This is a genomic window from Natronohydrobacter thiooxidans (assembly GCF_001884735.1).
In the GTDB taxonomy this organism is placed as follows: domain Bacteria; phylum Pseudomonadota; class Alphaproteobacteria; order Rhodobacterales; family Rhodobacteraceae; genus Roseinatronobacter; species Roseinatronobacter thiooxidans_A.
In genome coordinates this window covers 1-24,912 of the sequence record NZ_MJAP01000011.1, presented here as the reverse complement: position 1 = coordinate 24,912, position 24,912 = coordinate 1, and the positions used below count along the sequence as shown (strand labels likewise).

Sequence of the window (24,912 nt, the reverse complement as noted above, 5' to 3'; positions counted from 1 at the left end):
ACACGATTATGCCTTCTGATCTTGCCTATACAGACAGCAGCCTGACAGCGGGCAGGCGCGCGGCTTTGCGGTCGAAGGTCACAAGTTCCCGCGACCCGGCGCGCCTGGCAGCAGCCGCAATCATCAGATCGGCAAAGCCAAAACCCTCGAGGCGGTAGCGTTCCACAGCCTGGCCTACATCGTCAGCTGCTTCGATCACCAGTTCGATTGCGGACAACAGGCCATCGAGCGCCGCCGCGATATCGGACCGCGCGTAGCCATAGGCGCGCTCGAGAACCCAGACCAGCTCGACCAGCACCTCGCGGCTGACAAAGCCCGGATCTGCATCGGTCAACTGATCGAACAGGGCCGTGGCGATGCGCGCCTGATCCGGGTCATCCTGAACCAGAAACCGCACCAGCACATTGGTATCAAGCGCGATCATCGCTCAGGCAGGGCGCGTTCGGTCGCAGCCGCGCCAATCGCCTCATCCATCTCGTCAAGGGATACTGGCCGCTGGTCGGACCGGGCCAGGGCGCCGCGCAATTCCTTGACCGACCGGGCCTTCAGGATGCGCACCTCCCCGTCAAGGATCACATAGCGCACACGATCACCGCTGGTCAGACCCAAAGCCGCGCGCACATCGCGCGGCAGCGTGGTCTGTCCTTTGACTGTGATGGTCGATTCCTGCATCGAGACTGCCGCCTTACTTATCCATCACTCTCCTTACTATATAGTCAGTTGCATTGCCAGCGCAAGCTGCAGGACGGTCCCTGTGCCATCCGTTACGTCTGACTTGAAATTTGCTCCGCGCGATGTCATGTATCTCAAATGCGATACGCGAGCCGATAGTCTCCGGAGGTCACCCCATGCCCGCAAAAACATCGATGGTCCATATTCGCGTTGACGACAAGCTCAAGCAGGACGCCACCGAAGCGCTGGCCAGCGTTGGGCTGACCTTGTCCGATGCCGTGCGTATCCTTCTGACGCGGGTGAGCGCAGAAGGTGGTCTGCCTGCGGGCCTCGCCAGCGATCCAGATGCCTATGACGCATGGTTTCGCACCAAGGTGCATGATGCGCTTGCCGATGCAGGCCCAACGATACCTCATCGACAAGCAATGGCCGAGACACGAGCTCGATTGAAGCGCCAAGCCAGTGCTTGACATCGAATGGAAAGCGCTGGCGCTCGCCGACCTTTCCACCATTCTTGACTATATCGCAGAGGCAAACCCGACAGCGGCAACTGCATTGCTGGACGAGATCGAGGCGAAGGTCGAGGACTTGGCGGAACATCCAAAGCTCTGTCGGCCAGGCAGGGTTGTCGGCACTCGAGAGTTGATTGTTCGGCCCAACTACATTGTTGTTTACGCAGAAAACGAAACCACCGTCACAGTTCTTCGCGTGCTCCATGCCGCTCAGATGTGGCCTTGATCAGGATCACCCCTTCGAGAGGTCGGGGACGTATATCTGCTTCAAGGGGATCAGCGAGCGGTAGCGCGGGGACAGCTTGTCGTAATTCTCCAGCAGCATCTCGACAAACTGCTCGCCGTCGATCAGGCGCAGCTTCGCACGGTTCCGCTCCAATTCTATCGCGCCGCGCGCGTATGAGCCGAGATTGACATAAAGGCCATACTCTCCCTCGCCAAGCGTCCCGAGTAATTGGTCAACCTCGGGCCGGGGGGTCTGCTCCGTCTTGCGCTTGCACTGCACCTTGACGATGGGCGGCTGAAAACCGAGTGCGTCCATGTGTGCGATGACATCCACGCCGCCGTCGCCGGACTTTGCCGTGACGCGGGTAGTATAGCCCATGCATTCGAGAACATGGGCGACGAAATGCTCGAATTCGTGCCCGGTCATCCCGGTCATGATGCGCCGGATCACGAAGTCTGACGTGGTGCCTTCGGCCTGCTGCGCGACGGCCTGTGTCGCCGTGTCATCGTCGGCGGTTTCCTCCGTCCCCTCTGCCGCCGTGGCTGGATCAGGCGCGTCGCCCGTCGCGGCGAGCTTCGACAGGAACTCGGCTGCATGAGAGCGCACCCGAAAGATGGTGACCGCCGAGCCGATCTCATTCAGCGCGCTCTGGCTGAACTCGGTGCGCGGAAAATGCCCAAGCCATTCCACCGAGCGCCGATTCGGGTATTCGTCAAGATCATCGGGCAGATAGCTCGCGTCGCCGGTGAACCGCCCGATGTTGATCATCCTGTCGTGCTTGGAAGGGTAGACCACCACGTCACCCGCACTCATTTCATGCACGAAGCGAAACAGCGTCCCGGCGTTGACTGGCACAGCCCCCTCTTTCAGATCGGGCAGATGCTGGCGCAGGGCGCTCTTGAAAGCTTCCCTGTCGGCGGGGATGGCGCGCAGATCGCCGAGCGCCCGCCAGCCGATGGCGACGTAGTTTCCCTCAATGGGGCGGTCGCCAACATGGCCGCCCATGTGGAGGCCCCAGACAGTTGGTTGTTGCTTCATCGGTCCGGGCTTCCTTCTTCAGATGTCACGGTTTCCACGCAATTCTGCGCACGATGCTTCTCAAGGCTTTCTTTTTCAACGCGGGCGGCGGAGTCACCGATATCGGACGCAAGTGTTTGAATGATTTTGACGTAGACCAACCGGTCCAAATTGGGTTCGCCATGCAGAAGAAAAGCTGCGGTCATTTGCGACAACGAAATCGCGGTCATGTGCAATGGGTCGATGAAACCGGAATTGCTCGGGCCGATCTGAAACATCGGCTCTTTCGCTTCGACCATGCCGAGAAGTTCTCCGGGGCGACGGAAGGCAGAATGCACATGCTGTGACGCCCATTTGTAACGCGGACGCCAGTGATCCAAGCCGACGTTTCGCTCAAGGTCGATGAACTTTATCCGATCACGTGCAAACACACTTGATGCCCAATCCCACTCACCCCTCAAGCGACGACCGATATGGGCTTCGGCCTTATCTCGCATCGCCTCGATATCGGCGAACTCCGCTTCAGAGAACGGCTGCATGTTCGCGCGTTCGGCAACCGCGTTCAGGGCAACGGCAGCCTTGTGATTTTCAAACCATATGGATGATCGGTAGTCGCGCGCGACCTCATGGCCATGCTTCGCGATGAACATCGCAGTAACGACTGTCTCGTGAAGTGATCGCCAACGTGTCAAAGCACCATCGGCGAACCCGCCTTCCAGCAGACACATGATTTCGCTTGTGATCAGCAGTGCCCTCGGGTGCAGATGTGCCAAGGTATCGAACACCAAGGGATCGGTCCCATTCGGCCCTTCGTGGGCATGTGCCTCGCCGATTTCCTGAGCCGTGATCCAAAGCATCCAGAGCAAGTCCATCGGCTCGCGCCATCGCTCGTAACAGCGTGATCTGAAACCTTCATTGTCTTCTCGCATCGCAGCGAGTTGATCTGGTGCACGCGCTTTGAAATCGTCAAGAAGCTCCGCATGGCCCAACGAAATGCATCTCGCAATAAGGGCCTCAACCTCATCATCCGAGAAGCAATGCTCTTTCGTGGCTTTCTCGATCTCCGCAAGTAGCGTCCGGTCGAGCATTTGCAGGAGTGGTGTATGCGTGGGCAATCGCGGCTCCGTTTCAGTCTCATGATGCTGCATCGTTGGCTATTCCCGCCCGCTTCTGATTGAGCCGGAACAAGCGGGCGAGGATTTCGTCGTCGCTCAGGCGACCCGCGCGCCAGTCATCGCCCCAGCCATAGGCTTCGGCGACGGCCTCATCCAGCGCCTTGTGCGCATGGTCGAGCCATGCGGGGCGGGTGTTGTAGAGGTTGGTTAGGGTGCGCTTCTTCAACTCCTTCTCGGCGGCATCGTCCTTGGGCAGGATCCGGTCGGGGTAACCGGGGACGACCTCGGAGACGCGCTCGACCAGATCGGGCGGGTTGAGCCAGTTTTCGCGCAACTCGTTCAGCCTGACGGCGGCGGCGGCGATCTTCTGCGCGCGCGGGTCGTCGGCATAGTCGGCCGCGGGGATGTTCGGGGTCAGGCCCTCGGGGAAGGGGAAGGTTGCGAAAGTTGATGTGTGTGTATAGCGCGGCCTGTCTTGAAGGTCCGACCCCTTTCTACGCGCCCAAAGTTCGTGGAAACAGCAATGCAAAATCCCGAAAATAGTGTCGTCGGCGCGGGGAATAACAATTAAGTTCTTGTCAGGAAGGACTGGTAAACTCAGCCAAATAAAGAGCCGATGCTGTGCTGTCTCTGGCGTGACGATGTATCGATCAATCGTCGATATTCTGGATCGCATTTCAGGTCGAGGCCAGTGCGGCTCCCACCAACGTGGCCCCCCGCGATCACCAAGCTCTTCTCGTAAAGTCTTTACAGTTTTACCATCACTGTCTTTGGTGTTCGCGAGATGATTAAAAGGTGCCGAAAAAAGTGCTGCCTCAGCCTCGCTTACGCCCAAAGGCAAGTCGATGAACCACATGTCACGAGGGCGCCCAGTTACATCATCTCCATTCCAGTATGGTCTCAGGACTTCGGAATTGTGGCGTCTATTCGGGTTGGTCGGCTCCTTGAGCCATTTGCGTGCAACTGTCCCTGAGACATCAAAGGGGCCGCTTTTCTGGATGCCGAGGAATGCGCCTTCATGGTTCTCTGGCTGGATGGCAGCTTTTGTAAGGTCGAGGCCCGTTGTTAAATCAGAGTTTATTTGCTGAACGGGGCAACCATTCAGCATAGGAAGGTTCTCGCTGTGCCCGAAGCAGACCAACGACACATCGACCGCCGCGCCGTCAATGGTCCACTTTTCTTCTGACCATGCATCAAAAATTTGCGTTGTAGAGACGATCCGCTTCATGACGGGTAAATTTGTATTCTTTCGAATTGAGTTCGTTGAAACAAACCCAGCCCTCTGAGCCCTTCCTGTCTCTATCATCTCTCGAGCGTTTTCGAACCAATAGCAAACTAGATCAGTAAATCCGGGCAGTCGATCATGGTACAGCGCTCGTATGGCCTCGGTTTCCAAGATACCAAGCCTGCGTTTCAAGAGCTTTGCTCCTAGATACGGGGGGTTGCCAACGATTGCGTCTGCGTCTGGCCAGAACACAGCGGTACCATCGGGGTTCACGATGGCGTTTCGGTTTTGAATGGTGCCCAGTTTGCGCAGGATCGGGTTTTTCGCGGCCTCGAACCCGTTGCGGCGCATCCACTGGATTTCCCCGATCCAGACCGACACGCGGGCCAGTTCAGCAGCGTAGGGGTTCAACTCGATGCCCTTCACAGCCTCTGGCCCGACACGCGGCATTTCGCGTTGCAGGCCCAGTGCCTCGGCTTCAAGGTTCACGCGGTGCTCGATATCCTTTAGCGCCAAGAGCGCGATATAGAGGAAATTGCCAGACCCACAGGCCGGATCGAGCACCCGAAACGCCGCCAGCCGGTCGAGGAAGGCCGAAAAGATCGCCCGCGCCTCTGCCTCTGCCTTGGTCGTTGTGGCCTTGGCCTTGGCCTTGCGGGCGCGGTCCAGCGCGGCCTCTATCCTGTCTTTCGCATCAATCCATTCGGCCAGCAGCGGGTCCACGATCACAGGCCCGACGATCTGCATGATCTTGTCGCGGTCGGTGTAATGCGCGCCCAACTGGCTGCGCTTGTCGGGGTCAAGCCCGCGTTCAAACAGGGTGCCAAGGATCGAAGGATCGATTTCTGACCAATCAAGCGTGGAGGCGCGGATCAGATCATCCAGATCCTGCCAGTCGAGCGGCAGGGCGGCGTCACTGTCGAACAGGCCGCCGTTGAACCATTCGACCCGCTCGAAGCCGACCATGCCGCCGGACTGCATCGCCGCGAACAGCGTGCTGGCGAGGGTCTGGAAGGTTTCGGGCTTTTGCCGCCCGGCCTTGATCATCCGGGCGAACATCTTGTCGGGCAGAAGGCCCACATCCTCGGCGAACATGCAAAAGATCAGCCGATTGACGAAATGCGCGACGTCCTCGGGGTCATGGCCGCGCCCGCGCAGGCGCAGGGCAAGGTTCGCGAAATGGGCGGCGGCGTCCTCGGTCAGGCTTTGGCGGGTCTTGCTCGGGCGCAGACGCTCGGGGTCAGTGAAGGCCGCGCGCAACAGATCGCGCTTTGATCCGTCGGCCAGATCATCAAGGCTCAGGTCATAGACCTTCTGAACAGTGTTGGTCCAGTTCGTGTGAATGCGGATACGGTCGGTGTCCGAAGTGATCAGAAGCGGCGGGTTTTCAAGGGCGATGGCGTATTGCAGAAGCTGCGCGAAAGCCCGGTCGAGGTCTTTCTTCGGCCCCTTGTACTCCCAAGCAAAGTGCCCCTTGCGCCAGACATCGGCCCAGCCCTCGCCGCCGCTGGTCTTGGACGCGCCCTTCTCGAAGGTGAACCACTCGCCCTTGGGGTCAGCGGTGACAGGATCATCAACGCCCAGCAGGCGGCACAGATCGTTGAAATGCGACTGGCTGGCGCTGCGTTCTTTCAGTTCGACATGTCGCCACTTGGCGATGAATTCCTGCGGGGTCATATGGGCCTTCACCAAATCAATGCCTTGAATAGACCACCCCGGCGCGGCAAAAGCAAACCATTGGCGTGGGGCGTTTTCAGGTGCGGGGCTGCGACTTTGTCTGCGACTGACGCTGATGGGAAGAAATAGTAGGAAGCGAGCATGACACCAGAGGACATACTGCGCATCTTCGCCCGTCGCGGACCCTTGCCGATCAAGGCGATCGAGGCCGCGCGGGACCAGCGCAGCGCCATGGTGCCGCTGTTTCTGGAGCATATCGCCTTTCTGCAAAAGGCGCGGATATCTGATCTGTCAGAAGACGATCCCTTCGTGTTCATCTACCACCTGCTGGCCGAATGGCGCGAGACCAGTGCGTACCGCCCGATGGCGCGGCTGTTTCAGCGCGATCCGGAGTTTCTCGACGCGCTTCTGGGCGATGCAATCACCGAAGCCTCGGACCGCGTCATGCTCGGGCTGTTCGACGGGGATCTGGAGCCGCTCTTCGAGATCATCCGCAACCTTAAAGCCGACAGCTTCCTGCGGGGCGAAATGTTCGACGCGATCACGCTGGTCACGCTGCGCGCGCCGGCGTTGCGCCCTCAGGTCAAAACGTTTCTGGAGGCGTTTCACGACGCCTCGAGCGCAGAGACCGGAGAGGAAATCTGGTGGGCCTGGGCGCAATCCGTGGGCGTTCTGGGGTTTGACGATATGGTGAGCAAGGTCCGTGCCGTGTTCGAGCGCGGCTGGATCACCCCTGATCACACCGCCTATGCCGATTTCGAGCATGTCTTGCAGACGAACCGATCCGCAGACAGCGCCAGCGGGTTCGCGGCCGATCATCACAACCGACCGATCATCGACACAGTGGCGGAACTCAAAGGCTGGTACTGCTTCTCGCCGGAATATCTGGCGCGCCAGTCAAGGGTGCAGCCGCTCGCCCTTACCAACCCCGAATTGTTCGCCCACGAGCCCATCCACGCCGAGAGGAAACCCGGCCGGAATGACCCCTGCCCCTGTGGCAGCGGGAAGAAATTCAAGAAGTGCTGCGCCGCCTGACAGGGATCGACATGGCAAGCTGACAGGCCCGAGCAAAGTCGCCCTGCGGCGATTGTGCCACCAGCAGCGCAGATTTCACCTCGCGCGTCCCTTCACGCGGCCTTGCCCTGCTTCCGGATCATCTCGATTTCCGCGGTTATGCTTTCGACAGCCACGCAGTTCTCGAGCGTCGGGGTGATGAGCTGCGCTTTGGCCATGACGGAGCTGCTCATGCGTCGGCGATGCGATATCTGGATCTCAGGGGTATGCCTGGCATTGACAGGTCTCTGAACAGAGAGAGGCAGGCGCCTTGGTGCCTTTGCCGCATCGAAGCCTGATGTATCGAGCAGACCTGTCAGAAGTGACACGCTCGCTCGGGATCGTCTGCGCAGCAATGGCTTCGTAACGGTGCTTTCTGACGCGGCCTCACTTCCCGTGCCAACTCGCCGCGCCGCGATCATGCCTTCGGTCCGCCGCTGCACGATGGCTGCCACGCGATCATCGATCTCGGCGGCGTCCTGTGCATTCAGCTTGCCCCCAAGCGGCAGGGGATAGTCGCCGCTCTGCCCCTCGAAGAGATGGCGCAGCTTGGCGTCCTCATAGTATTTGATCCGCTTGGCGCGCGCCGGGTGCTGGCCATCAATCACGAGAATGATGTCATCAAGGCTGAGCCGCGCGGCCTCATCCTCGGTCAGCAGCGGGCGTTCCTCAGTCCGTTCGCTGACATTGGTGTCGAACATACCGCGCCCTATGGAACGGGATTTCGACACCACGCGCTTGGTGGTCATGCCGGTGGCTTCGCTGACCTCAGTGACGGTGCGCTTTTCCGAAGGGGTCATATAGAGCTTGACCCCTGCGCCGCCTTGCAGCGACAGGCGCGTGTTTTCGCCGTAGATTTCATCGAGCGCGGGGATGGTCTGGGTGATGATCGCCAGATGCCCGCCATAAGAGCGCAGCGTCTTGATGCTCTCGGCCACGATCGGCATCTTGCCCAGCCGGTCGAACTCATCGAGCAGGATCATCACAGGCCAGGGCTCTTCCGCGCCCGGCTCATGATCCTGAAGACAGGCGATCAGATCCGAGAAGAAGAGCCGGATGAGCGGGGCCAGCGGTTTGATATTGTCGGGAGAGACCACAAGATAGACCGTCTGCGGTTTGCGCCGGAAGGTTGAGAAATCGAAATCCGACACGGAGGTCGCGCGGTCAATCGTCGGGTTGTCCCAGGCGCTGAGGCCTGAGGTCATCAGGAGTGACAAATACGAGGTCAGCGTGCGGTCATTGGTCGAGGCCAGCCGCTCGAAGATCAGCTTTGCAGGCGCGCTGCGCACTTCGCCCGCATAGCCTGCATATTGCTTGGTCTTGTCACCCCCTGAGGAAGCAAGGCGGTAGATTTCGCCAATGGTGGGCTCGCCGCGTTCCATGGCGAGGATTCCGCAGGCGACGAACAGATCGATGCCGCCCTCCAGCAGGCCCTTGGCATTCTCACCATCGGCCTGCAGGAAGAGATTGGCAGTCTTGCGCAACTCCATCTGGCGCTGATCGGGATTGGAGAGGGCCGCGATGCGCTGCAGCGGGTTGTAGCGATGGGTGGGGCGCTCCCAATCGACCGGGGCAAAGCGCCAGACCTTGTCACCGCGCGCGCGGCGCTTGCGTGCGGTCTTGTCGAAATTCTCGCCCTTCACATCGAGCACCACGGCGGATCCGACAAAGCACAGCAGGTTCGGGATCACGAAGCCCGTGCCCTTGCCGCGCCCGGTGGGGGCTACGACCAGACAATGCGGGAAGCTGGTCGAGCAGAGGAACTTCGCCGATGATTTTGGCTTGCCCATCTTGCCCAGCAGAAACCCGCGCCCGGGTTTCTCAAAGAAGCCGTTGCGCTTCAGCTCGGCTTTCGACTGCCAATGGGTCTCGCCGAACCGCGTCAGGCCTTCATGGACGACGAAGGAGCCCAGGAGCAAGCTGCCCAGCGTGGCGAACAGAAAGATCAGCCCGATCACCTGCCAGAGGTCTGGGTGGCGCAGCCGGATCGCCTGCCAGTTCTGGAGGAGCAGGCCCCAATCGAGCGTGGCAGCACTGCCGGTGAGTTTGAGCGCCAGATAGCCCGTGGCCAGGATATAGGCCAGCGCCAGTCCGAGAGCGGCAAAAAGGCCAAGCCCAGCAAGAATGCGTGTCTTAATCATGCTCGAGTCCCCGCTCTTGCGCGGCATTGGCAGCGCGTTCGTCAAACCACTCTTCACTGACCTGGCGCAGGGCCTGGGGCGAATTGCCCTCGGCCTTGAGATATTCGCGCGCAACCGAGAGTTGGTCTTCGCGCGAGCCCACACCTTCGAGCCCCGAGATATCGCCCTGTTTGAGGCGTGCGATCTCGTCGGGGGTCAGACGTTCCTCCACAGCCTCGCGATAGGCCTCGGCGCGCTTCGCGTCCGTGGGCGCGGGCAGTTTCGCGAGATCGGATTTCGAGGTGATAAGGAGGCCTGTGGCGGCAGCAGCCGTTGCAGCAGCGCCAGCGCTTGCCCTTAGGCCTGTGCCTGTTCCCGTGTCCGTGCCTGTCTCAGTCCCACTTCCGCGCTGGATATCCTGCGCCTCCCATGTCCGGCGGCTGCCCTGCTTCTCGACCAGCTCATTGGTCACGGGATCACGCGTGGTGATGGTCACAGGCTCGGAGCGGGTTGAAGACAGGGTGAATGTGTCGCCCACTGAAACGCCCCGATCCGCCAGCGCCTTGGTCACTCCCATGCCCCAGACATCATGGGTGCGGCCATTGGGCAGTTGCAAGCGCACATAGGGCGACTCCGCCGCGCCGGGGCGATCGAGATAGGGCCGCGTGCCTTGCGCAAGCACTGTGCCGCGCACACCCTGACTGTAATCGACCTTGTCGCTAGATATGCTGGCGGCAACAGGAGCTCCCCGATCCTGAGACAGGTCGCGCGGCTCGGAGACCGCTCTGTCGTTCAACGGCCCATCTGTCCGCTGCAGACTGCGCGGGCGTTCCATGTCACTGCGCCGTGCCGCTTCCTCGATATCGCGCTCATTGGGCTTGTAGCCTTCGACCTTGATGCCCTTGGCCACCCCTTCGATCCACATCTCGCGCCGGAAATCCTGCGGGCCTGTGACCTTCATCGATTCCCAGCCGCGATGCGCTGCGAGACCCGCCATGTCGAGCGCGGTCGCCTTGTCGGCAGCCTTGGTGCTGAGCGTGTGCCCCGTATCAATAATGGCCGCACGCGCGTCATCGTAATGACGGTAGAATTCCTGACGGTCGCCCTGTTTGGTCACGACGAACCGCTCAAAATAGGAGGATGGAGTGTCCAGCGGATCGATCCCGCGGCGCGCAGGCGCGATACTTTCGGCCGAGGCCTCGCCTGCTGCCGTATCGCGCGCCACCTGATTACCGTCAGCCTGGGGGCCTTTGGCCGTGTCCACTGTCTGCTGTCCGGCACGATCTGCCTGCAACATAGGCTGAACTGCGGCCTCTGTGCCTGCAAGCTGTTGCGGTTGCGTGCGCGCAACGCCCAGAACTTCGGCCCTTGCCTCTGCCCGCGCCTGATCCTCGATGTCGAACGCGCGCGACGAGATCGATGCCCTGTCAAGCCCCTCACGGCGCAAGGCCGTGATCGCGTCCTGGATATTCTGCGACGTCTTTTCCTCAAGCGCCTCGCGCTGCGCGGGCGTCAGATCGAGGCCGACATCATCCCCGATCCGGTCATGCACGCGGTCCACCTCTTCCAGTGCGCGGTCGAGATCGTCCTGCTTTGACAGATCGAGCCCATGGTATTCGGCCACGCTGCGCAGATCATCCATCAGCCAATCCTGCTCCAGCGATGCAGTCGGCGCGCCTTCGCGCAGCCGTGCCATCAGCGTGTCACTGCTGATCCCGCTGCCCTCAACCGCCCCGCGTATCCGCCCTTCACCAACCCGCGCGACATGCTCCATCGCGATGGCTGCGTTTTGGGCGGCATAAATGCCCGCTTCGCTGGGTGGCGCGCTCAGCTCCTGATCCCGCGCCTCTGCAGGCAGCAGGGCGTCGAGCTTTGACAGTGCATCGCTGAGACGGGCTTCTTCTCGCGGACGCTCGCCCGGCACGGCTGCCGCAATCCGGTCTTCAGCCTGCGCCACGACAGCATCGAGGCGCTCCAGCGCCTGAGTGAAGCGCTCTTGTTGGTACATGGGGATGGCTCCGTAAGTATGGGGATGAATGCTGCGCCCGGAAGCGAGATCGCTGGCCGCGCGCTGAAGGTTTTGGGCAAGATCGGACAGACGCGTGTAAGAGGCGATCTCGCCCCGGGTGAACCGGGCATGATCGATGGCCTCGATCCCGCGTGCATGCGCGGCCAGTGCCGAATAACTCTCGGCATGGCGGGCGATCTGCGCGCGGGCATAGTCCAGATCCGCCCCGATCCGGGGGCGCTCAGTGGTCCGGCCGCGGCGATACTCGGCATCTGTGGGGGCACGATGGATAATCCCGCGCTGCAAGCGGCTGGTGGCTTCCAGTGCCACACCATAGGACTGGCCCAGCTCGACCAGTGTGTCCTTATAGGCCTCATAGCTGTGATCCGTGCCAGCGCGCAGGGTGAACAGAGTACCATCCTCTCCGCGCCGGTTGACGACGATATGCGCATGCGGATGCGCGCGGTCGCTATGCGTGGCCGCGATATAGTCGAACTGCCCCTCGAACATGCGCTCGCAGAAGCGCTCGGTGATCACTTCCACATCGCGGCTGTCGGTGTCTTGCGGGAAGGACAGGATCAGATGCGCGGTCTGGCCCGACGAGGTCATGCCCTCCCAACTCTCGCTCCAGCGCGTCGCGGCCTCGCGCGCCTCATCCGCAGTCAGCGGCCCGCGCTGCTCGAATGTGCCCTGTGAGTCAAAGACCCGGTCGGCCTTGCTCATCAGATAATCGAGCTGGTTGCCAAGCTGGCGGCTGTCATGGCACCCGCCCCCGCGCACCAGCTTGACCACGACCGCCCGGTTACCCGCCGCCGCCCGCGCCATATGCTGATAGCTGCGCGTGGCCCCGAGGCGACGCCCGAAAGACTTGGGCGCAGGCTCATCGCCCCGCCCGCCCGGGCCTCGCGTCCAGCCCTCGTCGAACAGCGTCCCCATGGCCGCGCTCACAGCATCCGGCTTACCCGCCATGCGCCACCTCCGGGCTCGTATCCCCGACAAGGGCTTCGCCCAGGATCGCCCGGAAGGCCGCATCGCGCCTGCGTGCTTTCTTGCCCCAGAGCACGGCCAGATGCTCCCGCGTGCTGGTGACGGCATCGCGCAAGTCGCGCAGCACCTCTGCATCGCGCTTGCTCAGTTTGCGGTCTCTGGGCTGCAAACGCGGGTCGTTCAGCCGTCGCGCGATCTGATTGAGGTTTGACCCGATCGCTGACAATTCGCGGCGCATCGCACCAACTGCCTCTGCCAGCTCCGCATCCGCAGTCAGAAAGCCGCTTGGGTGGCGGACAAATGCGCGCAGCGCGGTCGATTTCTGATCAACCCCAAGGCGCGAAATCACCCCCTCGAAGACCCGGATATCCATAACGGGGACACGGGCGGCCACCATCGCGCTCTCTGATTTGGCCTGCGCCCGGGCCAGCTTGTGGTCGCGCGTGATGTTGCGAATGGTCTGCTCCGACACCCCATAGCGGCCTGCAAGCGCCTTTGTGCCAGTGCCGCTCTGCTTCTCGGCGATGATGACCGCACGCTGCTGCGCGCTCAGCCTTGCTTTCGCCTTGGTTGTGGTCGCGTTCCTTTTTTGGTGTGTGTTATCATTATTCATTTCCTGCCAATCCCTCACACCAATCGTCCCTGCTTCTAGTCTCGGGCAGAGCTTTGCGTCAACCGCGATTGAGCGGGTAAGCTCATTTTGTATGTTATTTTGCAATATGTTATGTGTGGGTGTCTGCATGGCAGCGTGCGGGTATGCGTGCATGGCAACTTGCGTGCGCAGGTGCATGCGGGGGTGTGTGCTGCCGTGGGAGTGTGCGTGTGTGCGATTGTGCAGGCGTGCGATCAAGCGTGCTTGTCAATCTACTTTTGCGTGTGCTACCTGCGCCGCTCAAGCTTTTGCAGCGCCCGGATATCCCGCGCTGCATATCATGTTTCAGCAAAGAGAGATTTCAGCGTGAGCGCAAAAACACCGATCCTGATCGCCGCCATGAACCGCAAGGGCGGGATCGGCAAAACCACTTTGGTGCGCGCCCTCACCTCTGCCATCGTGCATGCAGGCAAAAGCGTGCTGTTGATCGACACCGATCCCAACCGCGCGCTCATCTCATGGCAGATGCGCGCGGAAGCGGCGGGCTTTGGCTCGCCTCTCATGTCCTGCAAGGAAACGCTGGATATGGATGCTCTCAATATCATGCTCGACGAGGCGTTTGAGGAAGCTGCGGTGGATTTCATCATCATCGACACCCAAGGCGGTGGGGGTGTCTGGGCGGATACCATAGCCGCACAGGTGCAGATCATCGTCGCCCCTGTGATCCTCGCGCGCACCGATGTGGAGGACAGCCTCAAATCCTTTGCCTGGTATCAGCGCCTGGCGGATCGTGTCGATCAGCCAGAGCTTCTGCCGAAATACTGTTCGGTCATCACCAAGTTCGATTCCAGGACACGCAGCGGGGAATCTAAGCTGCGGCAGACCGAGCAGCAGCACCTGCTGACCGTCGCGCAAAAGCTCAAACCCCTCTCCTATGCGCTGCGGCTGCGTCCGGCCTATCAGGACATGGATGAGACCGGGCTCTTGGGCGAGATTGCGCGCCGGATGCGCGAGGACGTCAATGTCTTGAAGCGCGGACAGGCGATCCGGTTCGAGGAAGCGCTGCAAGAGGCCACCTATGTGCTGAACGAATTGCTGGCCGCGGATAGTGGCGTGTCTTTCAAGCCTGAGGCCGCGCATGCCTGATCGCAGTCGCCCCATGCTCACTGTCCGCGGGGTTGATCCCGAGATGGGCAGGGCCATCAAGCCCCTGAGCGCGCCAGAACCGATTGACGCGCTCCCAAAAGAGAAGGCCCGGGAAGAGAGTGGGGTGGCAATGCCTTTAGCCGCTGGCACCCTCGACAGGCCTGCCCCGCGCAAAAGCACGGCCCTGCGGCAGGCGCGGGAAAAAGATCCCGTCGCAGCCGGTCTTGCCCCTTGCGACGACGCCGTTACCATTTGGCTCGCGCTGCATCCCCTGCAGCGCCATGCAGAGTGCCTCCACGCCTTGCGGGCGCAGGGTGTGGAGATCGCGATCCTGTTCCGCTTGGCGTGGCAGCAGTTCAACGACGCCCTTGTCTTCGTGCCGCACTATCAAAAGCCCGAGCCCTACATCTGGTGGCGTGCGCATGTGCATCGCAAGCGCATCAAATTGCCCGCATCGCTGCTCGCCGACATTTCCCGAGACGCGCGGGATTTCGGGGCGCTGAAACCATCCGAACTGGTCGCAGGCCAGATCCAGCGCCAGTGGATCGACGCTCTGGACAAGGCCATCGCCAGGGTCGAGGGCGAGGTTTGAGGCCGCTGGCGAGCGCGCGGGAGGTTCTCTCGCGCGCTGTTGCCACGCCTCGGCGCTGAGCAACCGCCCAAGTTTTATCCGGGATCAAATTGCTCCTCAGGAAAACAACCTTGAGAAGGAACGCAAACGTGAGCGATCTACCACGCCCGAAGTATTCAACAGCCCGGTTTTACTTCGAGATATTGACAGTGCTTTGCATCTTGCAGATTGTGGTCGCAGTGGTGATCTTCATCGCAGCATTCTTGTCCGGCCAGGACAGCAGAGGGGCCATCGCTCCATTCGTACACCTGCCAAGATCAACCGTGATGTGGTTGGCCTTGTTCGCCGCATTTCTGGGTCTCGGGGAAATTGCCGCGATACAAGTGTCTCAGGCGGTGCTCGACATGGCCGATAATTCGCGCATGACGCTGGAGCTCACGATCAAGCATCAGCACGTCATGATCGGTGGTGCCGCCCCGCAGATCGCAAAGCTGCGATCGGAGCCGAAACTCAAGCGAGACGCGCCGTCCGACACCGCCAGTTGAAGACAATGCGCGGGGCGCGCGCAGCACCAGCCACGAAGCTCGAGGTCCACCGCCCGCCTTGCAAGAGGGATGCAGCCCCGCAGGGCTGAGACCTGGCCGTGCATGCGACCATGCCCCCGTGGGCCGAGGGGCTGGGTCAGCATGAGACAGTCTTCGCCGCGCCTTGGGGCAGGGAGCAGGCGCGGTCGGGCTCAGAGCAAAGCTGCAGCAGCCCGGCCCCGCTTGCAGGGCTTGCACATGATCACCCACCAGAAGGCGGACACTCGGCCAGCTTGAGGTGCCGCAGGTGCTGTCGGCTGGTTCGCCTTCAGTAGCCTAAATGCCATGTGAGGGCGTTTATCGAGAGTATTCTGAACGCGCGCCCTGCCATGCAAAGACTGGGGTGAACGCTGCTGGAGCCAGTGAGTCTTCGCTTCTCATTTTCCCGATGTTCTCCGGTGTCATTAATATGATCGCTGGACCTGCTACGGGCACTTTCAGGTTCTTTTCCAATGCACGTACAGACATCTCGATGGCTAACCTTCCCTGCAAGACTGCAAAGTCGGTAGGCGCAGCCAGTATCCGACCCCGTTGCAGGGCACGAAAAACACCGTGGCTCATGTATGTCGAGACGATGCCGATCTCGTTTGTGAGACCCCGAGCGCGCAAAATCGACACGGCGACCTCAGCCATCGGGCCGCTCCCCACGAGATAATTAACAGACGAATTTTCCCCCAGCGCCTGCTCCACGAGAAGGATTTGCTCCTCACGTCCCGTGTCACCGTGATAGGTACCATGTATTTTGACCGAGCTTTCGGCGATAGCTTGGCGGAAGCCCTGATCTATGAAATCCACCCATCCTGCTCCGGATGGTCCGGGAAACCACGCAACGCCAGCTTCCGGTGCGCCCGCTGGATGACGCTCAGCCAGAAACCGCCCGGCTGCGGCACCCATCTCAATCCACGACACTGCGGATTTTGCCACAATGCCCTCTGCATCAATGTCATTCACGACCGCAATAATCGGCTTTCTCTTTGAAGCCTGCTGGACCTCCGCAAGATGTCCATCAAAGGTGACTGTTCCTAGAACAATCGCATCTGCATCTGACTGTGCGCAATGGATCAATTGCTCCATCTGACGCGTCTCGTTGGGGTAACCGCCTGCTTCGTTCAAGATGAAGGATACGCCTAGACGTTTGGCCTCTACATACATACCGTAATTTACGCTCAGCCAGTAATCGTCTTTGAGATGCGGATACAATATGCAGAGATTCCATGCCTTTTGGGCCCGAGACAAGGGCTGGTACTCAAACGGAACGGTCTGCGTCCTACCATCACTGCGGATTGCTGGACGTTCCAGTAGCCATAAGTCATCGCTCGCCCACGCTATTGATTGCCCGATTATGGCCATCAGGACGGCAAACACACCCAAGCTGCATCTGGCTATGCTCAACGCTATCTCCGCTGGTTTACCCACTGCACTGTCATCGTGAGTGAATGAAATGTCAAATCAACGGACGGTCAGTCTTGGACGAAAGTTGCTGGTAGCATTCATGTTGATTACTGGCGCACCTATCGTCATGGGAGCCCTTGGCTGGTTCGAACTGCGTGATGTGGCGCATAACCAGACTGTGGTTGTCGATGAGGCGATTCCGGCGATCTCGCTCGTACGAGGTATTGTCCGTTACACGAGCAGGGCCGTCTCGATCGCACCTGAGATGGCAGCGGTGACAACAGAGGCAGGTCGCAATCAACTGGCCAGAAATCTGCGACAGCAGGTGGATGGCTTGTCCGATCTATTGTCCAGTTATGCGCAATCCGGCGGTGAAGCGCCCGTAGCGCTGATGAACGCCGAGAAGGAATTACGCAAGAATATCGAGGCGATCGACAAGTTGGTACGATTGCGACTTGATGCTCTGGCGCGCCGCGAGCAGATGCTTAATGGAGCATTGCAGGCCACGACCGAACTGCTGGAGATTGCCGACACACTGGTCGCAAATGCAGAGACGAGCGCGGTCGCAATAGCGGTTCATCTCTATGATTTTGACTCCGGTGAGATGATGCGCGAAACCCGGTTTGAAATGTTGGACAGACTGATCGAGGTGGATCTGTTCCAGTTTCGTCTTATGCTCGATCTGCGATCACATGCTGCCGAGATCGGGTTACTACTGAGTCGGCTGCCGACCTTGACCGATATTGACGATCTGTTGTTTGTGCATACCGAAGTTCAGCGCAGAACAGAAATCGTGATCCGCCGCATCCTGAACATTCAGGATCCCAGCAGGGCACGGCAGGCTAGGACGCTTGTTTCGTCAATCTATTCTGCAAGTGAAGGGCCGCCAATGGCCGATAGTCTATTCGAGGCGGCGCGCGCGGTGCTGGAAATTCAGCCGCGACTCGATGAAGCGCAGAATGCGCTGCGCGCGGCCGCCAACATACTTGATCTGCAGGCAGAACAATTGGCCGACCAGATTGAAGGCCGCGCCGCATTCGCGGGTGTGACTGCAAAGGCCAGTATCGCCAACATGCAACTGCTTTATGCGTGGGGCGCCACCTTATCGGTGGTCCTGTCCGTGCTTGTCATGTGGCTCTATGTATATCGCAGCCTCTCGCGGAGGCTGGATGCACTTACCGGCGACATGCTGTCACTGGCTGAGGGCTCAGGGAGTGCTGAGATTGCCTTTCCGGTCGGTGACGAAGTATCGCGACTGGAGAGTGCAGTTGGCGTTTTCCGACGTCAGGCGGACGTCAACCGCAAGCTCGAGGCAGATCGCGAACGGATGCTCCAAGAACTGTGGAGGCATCGGAATGAATTGCAGCAGTTGGTCGATGAGCAGACCAACCAGCTTCGCCAAGAGGTCGAAGCCCACGATGCCGCGCGCGCGCGCGCCGAGGCTGCTGATCGCGCCAAATCCGAATTTCTCGCCGTCATGAGCCACGAAATCCGCACACCTATGAACGGGGTTCTGGGAATGCTGCGCAGTCTCTCGCGCGACGCGCTGACCGCCCGGCAGAAGTCCTGGTTGCGCGCTGCCATCGCCTCAGGCAACGGTTTAATGGATATCCTCAACAGCCTGCTTGACATGCTCAAGCTGGATGCTGGTGTTGTTGAGGTGGAGCGCACGCCGTTTCATCTCAATGCCCTGATGAGTGATATCATCTTGCTGATGACGCCGGTTGCGGAAGAGAAGGGTTTATCGCTTCTGCTAGAGGGAAATGCTGCAGCTATGCCGCCCATGTTTGGGGATGCCGGCAAACTTCGACAAATCCTGTTCAATCTGGTTTCAAATGCCATCAAGTTCACCGAAAACGGGGGGGTTACACTCGTTGCGGATTGTGTTCGGCGAAATGATACAAATGATTCTGGGCGCTTCGATGTCTGCCTGCGCGTTATTGATACGGGCCATGGTATAAGCCACGATGCGCAAGATCGGATTTTTGAGCCTTTCAGTCAGGAAGACCTTGACACGGCGCATAAGTTTGGTGGCACGGGGCTTGGCCTTACGATTTGCAAGCGTCTGGCGGAAATGATCGATGCCGAGATTACTGTCAGCAGCGAGCCAGGAAAGGGCAGCACTTTTCAGATCACGATGTCACTTGAAGAGGCGGCAAGGAACAGTCCGACACTGGATGCCTTGGATGACCCCAGTTTTCACGAGTTCGTGATTGCTGAAAGTTTGGGCATCAGTCGGCCACTAAGATTTTTGATTGTAGAGGATAATGTTGTAAACCAGAAGGTTATGGAGAGCTTCCTTGATGCTGCCGGGTGTGATTGGGATACGGTTGCGACCGGCGCTGATGCCGTCGCGTTCACATCTCGGGGCGTTTATGACATTGTGCTGATGGATGTGAACCTGCCTGACTTTTCAGGGCTTGAGGCAACGCGTCAGATCAGATCACTTGGGACGCAGCCACAAGCCGATATACCGATCATTGGTGTTTCAGCACATGTTCAGGACCGTGACCTGGAGAACTGCAAAGCTGCGGGCATGAACGCGATGATTCCCAAGCCGGTCACCCCTGAGGGCCTGGTCAGAGCGTTGCGGTATACGCTCCAAGAATCCGAGGCGATTTTTCAGTTTCAGAACAGCAGTATAGTCAACGATACTGTGTCTTCAAAGGCTCCGACAGCCATTGAGACAATTGCCAATGATCTTGGGCCAGAAAAGGCAATTCGAATGGCACATCTTTTCTTGGCAAATCTCGACCCAGCGCTCAGTGCGGTCACGGATGCAGCGCAGAGTGAGAGCATTGCGATGCTGCAACGCGCTGTTCATCAACTGAAGGGGGCTGCAGATAACTTTAATCTGCCCGCATTTCGTGACCTCATCGCCGATCTGAACCGCGCAGCTGAAAGCCAAGACATGGTGGCCATAAAAAAGATACTGGCCGCGCTGCCTGCAGCTGCCGAAGCGGCGAGGAGAAAACTGAACCAGGATATCGAGAGTTTGACCGCCCCTAGTTCGGATGAGGGATGAAAAAATATCCCTCGCCGTGAGATGTTCCGATAATGGCAGGCGCACGCGGGTCGTCGTCGAGTTTCATGCGCAATCGTCGGATCAGGACATCAACTGTGCGTAGGCTGATGTCGTCATGTCGATGCGGCAGCGAGGTGGCTAGGCGCTCGCGGTGCATGACCTGACCCGGCGAGTTCGCCAATAAGCGCAGCAACTCGAACTCCGCACGCGTCAATGCCAGAGGTTGGCCAGCAGGGTCTATAAGCTGGCGTGAAAATACATCGAGCGAGAAGCCTTTGAATTTTATTATTTTCCGGGGTGAGACATGCCTTGCACTGGTGCGTCGCAACAAATTCTTCACGCGCGCTGCAAGTTCGCGCCGGTTGAATGGCTTGCACACATAGTCATCTGCGCCAAGCTCAAGGCCGACGATACGGTCGATATCGTCTGTGCGTCCGGTCAGAAGAATGATCCCTATCTCGGATTTGACCCTCTGCTCACGGGTTATCTCGAGCCCGTCTTTGCCCGCCAGATTGATGTCGACAATGAGCAGATCCGCACCATTTTCTTCCATACATTTCTCTGCAGGCCCGGACTCTGAGAATGCAGAGACCCTGTGACCGAAGCCCTCAAGATAGCTTGCCAAAGCCTCACGCGTAACGGGTTCATCCTCAATCAGGACGATATGCGCGCGTTCTGTGCTCACCTGTCAACCTCTCCATCTGCTCCGTTGTTAACATCTTGTAACAAACCTGTCGAGTTCGTTCACGGCTTCGGCCTTACTTGTTCATAACCCGCATTTACGACTCAGCTTACGGCCAGACACCAGTGGCCGATTAAAAGAACATCTGGACATCAGAACAGCCACACATGGGAGATATGCAGAAATGAAACATCGTGCTTTCCTATTGATTGGTGTCGCCACCATGGCGATTACCACGTCACCCGCATTAGCGGCCGACTCGTCTGATCCGATCATCATTCCGATCCACAACTGGTCCAGCCAGATCGTGATGAGCCATATCGTCGGTCAGATGTTCGAATCTTTGGGGAATTCTGTAGAGTTTGTCTCTGCCGACAGTCAGTCCGTATATGAGGCCGTGCGTCTGGGCGATGTTCATTTGCAGGTCGAAGTGTGGGAGGGCGCATTCGCCGCATCCTTTGATGCTGCGCGCGAGCGTGGCGGTATCCACGCTGCAGCCGTCCATGACGCCGTGACCCGCGAAGATTGGTGGTATCCGACATGGACAAAAGAAGCTTGCCCCGGCTTGCCCGACTGGCAGGCTCTCAACGAGTGCGCGGCAATGTTTGCGACTCCAGAAACCGGCGATCGCGGACGTTTCCTTGGCGGTCCGGTTGACTGGCTCAAAAATGATCACATCCGGGTCGAAGCTCTTGATCTGAACTTCGCCGTTGTGAATGCCGGTTCCGCTGCAGCCCTCTGGGCAGAGGTGGCCGCCGCCGAGCGCACTAACACCCCAATCGTTCTCTTCAACTGGACGCCCAATTTCGCCGAAGCTGTCTGGCCGGGCGAGTTCGTGGAATTTCCAGCTTGGGAAGAAGGCTGCAAAGCCTGCGGCAACCCGGCCGACGGCTATCTGAAGATTGCAGCCTGGGATGGCATGCCGGAAAAATGGCCCGGAGCCTACGATGTTCTTACACGGGTCAGCTTTAACAACGCCCAGATTGCCGAAATGGCCCGGCTTGTCGATATCGAAGGTCTTGATCCAGAAGATGCGGCGACAGCCTGGATGGAAGAAAATCAGGACGTCTGGCAACCCTGGGTGAACTAAGCGGGGTCGCAATCGATCCCATGTTCACCCGTCCTGCCTGATGCTGCCTTATCTGTGTGGCAAACATGCTCTGCCACACAGAAGAAAAAATTCAAAAGGAGTCCGCCATGTCTGAACCCGCTATCGAATGCTGCAATGTCTGGAAAGTCTTCGGACCCAATCCGGTTGCACATGCACGAACGCTGAAACAGGAGCCTTCGGCGGGTTCGGATGGCCATGTTGTTGCAGTACGAGATGTGACCCTTCGGGTGAAGCGCGGCGAAATGCTGGTGGTGATGGGACTGTCCGGCTCAGGCAAATCAACGTTGGTGCGCTGCCTGTCACGCCTTGTCGACGTGACTGACGGCGTGATCAAGATCGACGGGCAGGATATCGGGTCGTTGTCCGAGCGCGATCTGATCGCTTTGCGGCGAGAAAAGATGGGGATGGTGTTCCAGAGCTTCGGGCTGTTGCCCCATCGAACTGTCCTCGAAAATGTCGCCTTTCCGCTGGAGATGCGCGGGCAGTCCCGCAGCGCCAGGATCGCGCGCGCGCGCGAGGTGCTCGCTCTGGTGGGCCTGGCTGAACGAGAGGACTACTATCCGCGCGAATTGTCTGGTGGGCAGCAACAGCGCGTCGGAATTGCGCGAAGCCTTGCGATTGAGCCAGATATCTGGTTTCTGGATGAACCTTTCTCGGCGCTGGACCCGCTCATAAGACGCGAGATGCAGGATGAATTCCTGCGCCTGAAGCAGTTGTCGGACCGAACGATCGTCTTCATAACACATGATTTCGATGAAGCCTTGCGCTTGGCGGACCGGATTGCAATCATGAAGAATGGTGCGATCGAACAATGTGACACACCGGATCGGATTGTTCTACAGCCCGCGACCGACTATGTGGCGCGCTTCACGCAAGGCATTGACCGGGCCCGGGTGGTTCACGCAGGCGCTCTGTGCACACCGCTAAATGGCAGCATTGTCGAGGGCGCGCCTGTGGCATCAGATGTGACAATCCGTGCACTCTCCCGCAGGCTTGTCGCCGAGACACGTGCCTTGATCCCGGTTGCGGATTCCCAAGGACACATCATTGGATCGCTGAATCGAACCCAAGCGCTTGATCTCTTGCTGGGCGAGGCACAGTGATGTCGGATCTGAAAGCAGACGCATCCGGCTTTTCGCAGCCTGCGCCCACGCCTCGGACCGGAGGAATTGCCATTGCGACAGCGGAACTGTCGGGGTGGAAGGTGCTTTTGGTTCTGGCCCTGTGTCTGGCCGCCGGGAAAATACTTTTACCGGTTGGAATGATACGGCCGCCTGATTGGATGATCCTTCCCTTCGCAGCATGGATTAATGCGGTTTTTGATTTCCTGCGTTACGATCTTGGTTTGCTCTCTATCACACGGACGATTGCTGACGGGATCGAATGGTGTCTCGATGTCACGGGAAATCTGCTCTACGGGCGGAACCGCTGGCCACATCTCGGTCCAATTCCGTGGAGCGTCCTTGCGATCAGTTTTGCAATTCTGGGCTACGCGCTGGGCGGCTGGAAGCTCGCGGTCCTGTCAGGTGGGACGCTGGTCTGGATTGCCGTCATGGGCCAGTGGCGCTGGGCGATGGAAACTCTTTCGGTCATCGTGGTCGCCGCACCATTGTCGGTGCTGATCGGTATGGTCACAGGCGTGACGGCATGGCGCTGGTCATGGTTTGAGCGCGCTTTGAACCCGCTTCTGAACATTGCGCAATCCATGCCTCATTTTGCCTATATGATCCCTGTCGTGGTGTTTATCGGCGTCGGGCCAAAAGCAGGCGCAGTGGTAACGATCATCTTTTCTGTGCCGCCTATGATCCGGCTTACATTGCTCGGATTGCGGAAGGTTCCCGAAGAGGTTGTCGAAGCCGGCAAGATGAACGGTGCATCGCAATGGGCCTTGCTGACCCGCGTCAGGCTGCCAACTGCCAGATCCGAGTTGCTGCTCGGGGTCAATCAGGTCATCATGCAGTGCCTTGCCATGGTCGTGCTGGCCTCATTCATCGGAATGCCGGGTCTTGGCCAAAGGCTGTTGCAGATGTTGCAGGCCTTGCGCATCGGACCAGCCTTCGAGATAGGGATAACGATTGTCCTGATTGCTATCACGCTGGACCGCTTGTCAAAGGCGTGGGCGACTAAAAAACCGGTTCACCACGAATCGGGCACTCATTGGATGGCACGCCATAGGCTCTGGCTTGTCTGGGCTGGATTCGCGAGCGTTGCGTGGTTGGTGGCGCAGGTGATTCCCTATCTTCATGAAGTGACCCGCAGTCAGGCCCTGTCGATGGCACCTGTGATTGACATGTCGGTCAACTGGTTTCTCACCCTCGCGGCCCCTGTGACCGAGGCGATCCGGCGGTTTCTGATCATATGGGTGCTCATACCATTTCGTGACGCCATACTCTGGTTGCCTTTCACGGCCATTCTTGTCGCTGTCGCAGCTCTGGGCTGGGCTCTTGGGGGGCGGCGCTCTGCCTTGATCTGCCTGGCGTTCATGATCCCTATCGCGATGACGGGGTGGTGGGACCGCGCCATGATCACTGTCTATACAGTGCTTACGGCGGTCGGTCTTGCTGCTTTGGTTAGTCTGCCGCTCAGTGTCTGGGGCGCTGGCAATGCGACGCGGGCGCGTAGGATGCTGTTGGTCTGTGATACGCTGCAAACCTTCCCAAGCTTCATCTATCTCATTCCTGTCGTGATGCTGTTCGGGGTTTCGGATGTGGCTGTGCTTGCGGCAGTCATGGTCTTTGCCGGTGTTCCGCTCGTGCGCTACACGATTGAAGGTCTGAACGGGATCGAGCCCGAAGTTCTCGAGGCAGGACAGATGAACGGGACGACATGGTGGCAAGCCTTGCGCCACATCCGTTTGCCCCTCGCTTTCCCTACGATTCTTATCGGCTTCAACCAGTCGGCCATGTTTGCCTTGTTCATGGTGATCATCGCCGCATTTATCGGCACGCAGGATCTGGGGCAGGAAATGCAGCGTGCGCTATCGGCAACCGATGTGGGCAAAGGGCTGACTTTAGGATTTGCAGTCGCGTTTCTTGGGTTGATGGCAGATCATTTGTTGATGCGGTGGTCGAGAAATATCCATGAAAGAAGAGAGGCGAGATCATGATGTTCATGGTGGGACCCTCTTACCGATATGCGTTCGGATCGAGAGATCCTTGCTGCAAGAAACTGGCTGCACCAAATCGGACCAAACAGGG

The 24,912-nt window shown here is 59.2% G+C and carries 20 protein-coding genes; 10 read left to right on the top strand and 10 right to left on the bottom strand.

Going from position 1 to position 24,912, the window contains the following annotated elements:
- Window positions 1-25: 25 nt before the first annotated feature.
- Both BG457_RS07605 and BG457_RS07600 read right to left on the bottom strand, forming a co-directional pair.
- Complete coding sequence (locus BG457_RS07605) at window positions 26-424, bottom strand: type II toxin-antitoxin system VapC family toxin (RefSeq protein WP_071796435.1); 399 nt, start codon at window positions 422-424, stop codon at window positions 26-28.
- Window positions 421-672, bottom strand: a complete 252-nt coding sequence (locus BG457_RS07600) for an AbrB/MazE/SpoVT family DNA-binding domain-containing protein (RefSeq protein WP_071796434.1) — start codon at window positions 670-672, stop codon at window positions 421-423. Before BG457_RS07600 ends, BG457_RS07605 begins: the two co-directional genes overlap by 4 nt.
- A gap of 176 nt (window positions 673-848) precedes the next feature.
- Between BG457_RS07600 and BG457_RS07595 the strand changes: the two genes are divergently transcribed.
- Window positions 849-1,142, top strand: a complete 294-nt coding sequence (locus tag BG457_RS07595; RefSeq protein ID WP_071796433.1) for a type II toxin-antitoxin system RelB/DinJ family antitoxin — start codon at window positions 849-851, stop codon at window positions 1,140-1,142.
- Window positions 1,135-1,410, top strand: coding sequence for a type II toxin-antitoxin system RelE/ParE family toxin (locus BG457_RS07590; RefSeq protein WP_071796432.1), 276 nt, complete (start codon window positions 1,135-1,137; stop codon window positions 1,408-1,410). Before BG457_RS07595 ends, BG457_RS07590 begins: the two co-directional genes overlap by 8 nt.
- A 6-nt stretch (window positions 1,411-1,416) precedes the next feature.
- Here the strand turns inward: BG457_RS07590 and BG457_RS07585 are convergent, their stop codons facing one another.
- Genes BG457_RS07585 through BG457_RS07575 form a run of 3 tightly spaced genes read right to left on the bottom strand, consistent with a single transcriptional unit; the run spans window position 1,417 to window position 6,444 of the window.
- Window positions 1,417-2,448, bottom strand: coding sequence for a restriction endonuclease (locus tag BG457_RS07585; protein WP_071796431.1), 1,032 nt, complete (start codon window positions 2,446-2,448; stop codon window positions 1,417-1,419).
- Complete coding sequence (locus BG457_RS07580) at window positions 2,445-3,542, bottom strand: DUF5677 domain-containing protein (protein ID WP_139257609.1); 1,098 nt, start codon at window positions 3,540-3,542, stop codon at window positions 2,445-2,447. The genes BG457_RS07585 and BG457_RS07580 overlap by 4 nt, the downstream gene beginning before the upstream one ends.
- A 19-nt stretch (window positions 3,543-3,561) precedes the next feature.
- Complete coding sequence (locus BG457_RS07575; RefSeq protein ID WP_071796429.1) at window positions 3,562-6,444, bottom strand: class I SAM-dependent DNA methyltransferase; 2,883 nt, start codon at window positions 6,442-6,444, stop codon at window positions 3,562-3,564.
- A 141-nt stretch (window positions 6,445-6,585) separates the two neighbouring features.
- Here BG457_RS07575 and BG457_RS20200 point away from each other — a divergent pair, with 141 nt between their 5' ends.
- Window positions 6,586-7,479, top strand: coding sequence for a DUF1186 domain-containing protein (locus tag BG457_RS20200; RefSeq protein WP_071796428.1), 894 nt, complete (start codon window positions 6,586-6,588; stop codon window positions 7,477-7,479).
- Between the two features lie 92 nt (window positions 7,480-7,571).
- Here BG457_RS20200 and BG457_RS07565 read toward each other — a convergent pair whose 3' ends face one another.
- The 3 genes from BG457_RS07565 to mobC are packed head-to-tail and all read right to left on the bottom strand — an operon-like array spanning window position 7,572 to window position 13,225.
- A complete protein-coding gene (locus BG457_RS07565) occupies window positions 7,572-9,638 on the bottom strand; it encodes a type IV secretory system conjugative DNA transfer family protein (RefSeq protein WP_071796427.1) in 2,067 nt (688 codons plus the stop codon).
- Window positions 9,631-12,594: an LPD7 domain-containing protein gene (locus BG457_RS07560; RefSeq protein WP_071796426.1), complete on the bottom strand. Its 2,964-nt coding sequence runs from the start codon at window positions 12,592-12,594 to the stop codon at window positions 9,631-9,633. Before BG457_RS07560 ends, BG457_RS07565 begins: the two co-directional genes overlap by 8 nt.
- Window positions 12,584-13,225, bottom strand: coding sequence for a plasmid mobilization relaxosome protein MobC (mobC, locus tag BG457_RS20425; protein WP_071796425.1), 642 nt, complete (start codon window positions 13,223-13,225; stop codon window positions 12,584-12,586). The genes BG457_RS07560 and mobC overlap by 11 nt, the downstream gene beginning before the upstream one ends.
- A 345-nt stretch (window positions 13,226-13,570) precedes the next feature.
- On the opposite strand from mobC, the gene BG457_RS07550 reads away from it, so the two are divergent.
- From BG457_RS07550 to BG457_RS19935, 3 genes are all read left to right on the top strand, one after another.
- Window positions 13,571-14,350 (top strand): AAA family ATPase, encoded by a 780-nt coding sequence (locus BG457_RS07550; protein ID WP_071796424.1) that lies wholly within the window; start codon window positions 13,571-13,573, stop codon window positions 14,348-14,350.
- Between the two features lie 13 nt (window positions 14,351-14,363).
- Window positions 14,364-14,942: a hypothetical protein gene (locus BG457_RS07545; protein WP_175546761.1), complete on the top strand. Its 579-nt coding sequence runs from the start codon at window positions 14,364-14,366 to the stop codon at window positions 14,940-14,942.
- A 128-nt stretch (window positions 14,943-15,070) separates the two neighbouring features.
- Complete coding sequence (locus tag BG457_RS19935; RefSeq protein WP_139257608.1) at window positions 15,071-15,466, top strand: hypothetical protein; 396 nt, start codon at window positions 15,071-15,073, stop codon at window positions 15,464-15,466.
- A 336-nt stretch (window positions 15,467-15,802) separates the two neighbouring features.
- On the opposite strand, the gene torT is transcribed toward BG457_RS19935, so the two are convergent.
- On the bottom strand, window positions 15,803-16,855 hold the full coding sequence (torT, locus tag BG457_RS07535) for a TMAO reductase system periplasmic protein TorT (protein ID WP_071796470.1): 1,053 nt from the start codon (window positions 16,853-16,855) through the stop codon (window positions 15,803-15,805).
- A gap of 142 nt (window positions 16,856-16,997) precedes the next feature.
- Here torT and BG457_RS07530 point away from each other — a divergent pair, with 142 nt between their 5' ends.
- Window positions 16,998-19,922, top strand: a complete 2,925-nt coding sequence (locus BG457_RS07530; protein WP_175546760.1) for an ATP-binding protein — start codon at window positions 16,998-17,000, stop codon at window positions 19,920-19,922.
- Here the strand turns inward: BG457_RS07530 and BG457_RS07525 are convergent.
- Window positions 19,903-20,607, bottom strand: coding sequence for a winged helix-turn-helix domain-containing protein (locus BG457_RS07525; protein ID WP_071796420.1), 705 nt, complete (start codon window positions 20,605-20,607; stop codon window positions 19,903-19,905). The genes BG457_RS07530 and BG457_RS07525 overlap by 20 nt on opposite strands.
- A 181-nt stretch (window positions 20,608-20,788) precedes the next feature.
- On the opposite strand from BG457_RS07525, the gene BG457_RS07520 reads away from it, so the two are divergent.
- The 3 genes from BG457_RS07520 (at window position 20,789) to BG457_RS07510 (ending at window position 24,821) form a co-directional block, all read left to right on the top strand.
- On the top strand, window positions 20,789-21,694 hold the full coding sequence (locus tag BG457_RS07520; protein WP_071796419.1) for an ABC transporter substrate-binding protein: 906 nt from the start codon (window positions 20,789-20,791) through the stop codon (window positions 21,692-21,694).
- 65 nt (window positions 21,695-21,759) lie between these two features.
- Entirely contained in the window at window positions 21,760-22,818 is a 1,059-nt protein-coding gene (locus BG457_RS07515; protein WP_425434916.1) for a quaternary amine ABC transporter ATP-binding protein, read from the top strand.
- Window positions 22,818-24,821, top strand: coding sequence for an ABC transporter permease (locus BG457_RS07510; protein WP_084657532.1), 2,004 nt, complete (start codon window positions 22,818-22,820; stop codon window positions 24,819-24,821). Before BG457_RS07515 ends, BG457_RS07510 begins: the two co-directional genes overlap by 1 nt.
- Window positions 24,822-24,912 lie beyond the last annotated feature (91 nt).